This is a genomic window from Pseudomonas sp. MF08817 (genome assembly GCF_059862705.1).
Map to the genome: position 1 here is coordinate 1 of NZ_JCBCUY010000084.1, position 2,644 is coordinate 2,644.

Annotated in this window: 2 protein-coding genes; both read right to left on the reverse strand. The window is 61.0% G+C overall.

Translation table 11 applies throughout. The features are described 5' to 3' along the window. Positions 1–127 precede the first annotated feature (127 nt). The gene (gene istB, locus AC19YR_RS24635) at positions 128–883 is read right to left on the reverse strand and encodes an IS21-like element ISPre4 family helper ATPase IstB (protein WP_038825003.1); all 756 of its coding nucleotides are present in this window, start codon (positions 881–883) and stop codon (positions 128–130) included. A 20-nt stretch (positions 884–903) separates the two neighbouring features. Beyond that, positions 904–2,418, reverse strand: a complete 1,515-nt coding sequence (gene istA, locus AC19YR_RS24640; RefSeq protein WP_038825005.1) for an IS21 family transposase — start codon at positions 2,416–2,418, stop codon at positions 904–906. Between the last annotated feature and the right edge of the window lie 226 nt (positions 2,419–2,644).

Consider the following 2,644-nt stretch of genomic DNA (forward strand, 5'->3'; position numbering starts at 1 on the left):
TGCGGATTCCACGACACTTGGACACCCAGTCCACGATCATTTGGACACTCGTTCCACGCTCACTTGGACACCTGATCCACGCCCATTTGGACAGGCAGTCGGAGCGCAGCGACGCAGGTTTGCATTGTTAGTCTGAAGTCCCTGTTGCCGTCAATTTCGTTGCGCGTCTGCGCATCGATTCGCCCTTCAGTTCGATTCGATAAGCGTTGTGCACCAGCCGGTCGAGGATCGCATCGCCCAAGGTCGGGTCGCCGATCAGCGCATGCCATTTGTCCACCGGCATCTGGCTGGTGACCAGCGTCGAGCGGTTGCCGTAACGGTCGTCCAGCAGTTCCAACATGTCGCGCCTTTGCGCAGCGGTAAACGGCGCTAGGCCCCAGTCGTCCAAGATCAGCAGGTCGGTCTTGGCATAGCCGGCCATTAATTTGGCGAAGCGACCGTCTCCGTGAGCCAGGCCCAGTTCCTCCATCAGGCGCGGCAGACGTAAGTAGCGCACGCTGTAGCCGTCCCGGCAGGCCTTGTGGGCCAGCGCGCAGGCGAGCCAGGTTTTGCCTACACCGGTCGGGCCGCCGATGATCAGATTCAAGCCATCGCGCAGCCACTGGCCGCTGCCCAGTTGCAGGATCATGGACTTGTCCAGGCCACGCGGGCTGCGGTAATCGATGTCTTCCAGGCAAGCGTTGTGGCGCAGTCGGGCGGCTTTGAGGCGCGTCGTCAGACGTGCGTTTTCTCGCTCGGTCAGTTCGCGGTCGACCATCAGGCCGAGTCGTTCATCGAAGCCAAGGTCGTTGATGTCGGGCGTTGCGTGTTGCTCGCTCAGCGCCTTGATCATGCCGTGCAGGCGTAGGGTTTGCAGCTTGTCGAGCGTCGGGTTGGGTAGCATTTTGGTGATCCTTTTTCAGGTCAGTGGTAGTAGCCGGGGCCACGCAGGTTGATGTGCTCGTCGGGCAGCAGCGGCAGGTTTTGCTGGGCCAGCGGCAGGCGTTCAAGGCCTTGGCGCAAGATCGATTCCAGGCTTTTGTAACTGCATGCACCCAGTGCCAGCGCACGCTGGCACGCGGCTTCCAGCCGCTCTTCGCTGTACTGTTTGCCCAAGCGCAGGATCCCCAGGCAGGCGCGGAAGCCATGCTGCGGATGGATTCGGCGTTCGAGGATGTAGGCGATAACGCCCGCGGTGTTGGGCCCGGTCTGCTCGGCCCAGCGGATCAGTCGTTGCGGTGTCCACTCAGCGTGTTCGCGGTGGCTCTTGGGCATGTGCTCGGTCTGGGTGGTGTGGCGGCCTTTGTGCGGCGAGCGCAGATGGCTGGCCACGCGTTGGTTGGCGTGGAAACACTCGACGGTCTGGGCCGTGAGCCGCACTTCGAGTTGGTGCTTCACTAACTGGTACGGCACCGAGTAAAAGTGGCCGTCGACCTCGACGTGGTAGTCGATGTGGACGCGTACTTTTTTCCATTCGGCGTAGACGTACGGATGCTCCGGTAACGGTTGCAGCGCCGGTTGGTCAAGGGTCTCGAAGGCTGACCGGCGTGAGCCGGGCAGCTTCTTGAAGGGCTTTTGATTGAGGCGTTCGAGCAGCAGGCTGATTGCCGTGTTGAGTTCTCCGAGCGAGAAGAACTGGCGGTTGCGCAGCACTGCCAGGATCCAGCGCTCGACCACTTGCACACCCACTTCAACCTTGGCTTTGTCCTTGGGTTTACGCGAACGCGCGGGCAGTACGGCTACGCCGTAATGCTCGGCGAGATCGCGGTAACTGGGGTTGATGTCCGGCTCGTAGCGATGCGCCTTGGTGACGCCACTGCGCAGATTATCGGGCACCAGGATCTGCGATGTGCCACCGAAAAAAGCAAAACAGCGGGCGTGCGAGCCCAGCCAGTCGGGCAGTTTCTGCGACCAAGTGGCCTCGGCGAAGGTGTAGCTGGACGCGCCGAGGACGGCGACGAAGATCTGGGCCTGACGGATTTCACCGGTCTGTCGGTCGATAATGGGCGCGGTCTGTCCGGCGTAATCGACGAACAGCTTTTCGCCGGCACGGTGCTCCTGGCGCATGACAACGTCGACCTTGGCGGCCCAGAGGCGGTAGTGCTCGCAGAACCAGCTGTATTGGAAGCCTTGCGGGTGAGCGAGTCGGTACTCTTGCCAAAGCAGGGCCAGAGTTACGCCGGGGCGACGCAGCTCGGCATGCGCCCATGCCCAGTCAGGCATCGGACGTTGATCGCTGGGAACTGTTGGTGCTGGAGGGAACAGGCATCGCTCCAGTTCGGCATCCGATAACAATATCGGCCAAGTCAGCCCGCAAGCGTTGAAGCGGTGCAAGTAATTGCCCGCACTGCCGCTACTGATGCGCAGGCTGGCGGCGATCTTGCGCACGGACAGGCCTGCGTCGAACTTTAGGCGTAGTACCTCTCGGATTTTACGCATGGATATACGCTCCACGACGACCTCTTCGCTTCGAGAAAAGAGGTCGATGGTAGTGAATAATCCTGCGTTGCTGCCTGCCTGAGCATGGATCGGATCAGTGGGACATCACTGTCCAAGTGCTTGTGGAATCAGTGTCCAAGTGGCCGTGGAATGAGTGTCCAAGTCAGCGTGGAGTCGCTGTCCAAGTGTTCGTGGAATGGGTGTCCAAGTGCGCGTGGAATCCCCA

What these genes read in the sequence shown, in the direction of transcription:
- istB (WP_038825003.1), bottom strand. Translation starts at nt 883, where the DNA reads ATGCTACCCAACCCGACGCTCGACAAGCTGCAAACCCTACGCCTGCAC.
- istA (WP_038825005.1), bottom strand. Translation starts at nt 2,418, where the DNA reads ATGCGTAAAATCCGAGAGGTACTACGCCTAAAGTTCGACGCAGGCCTG.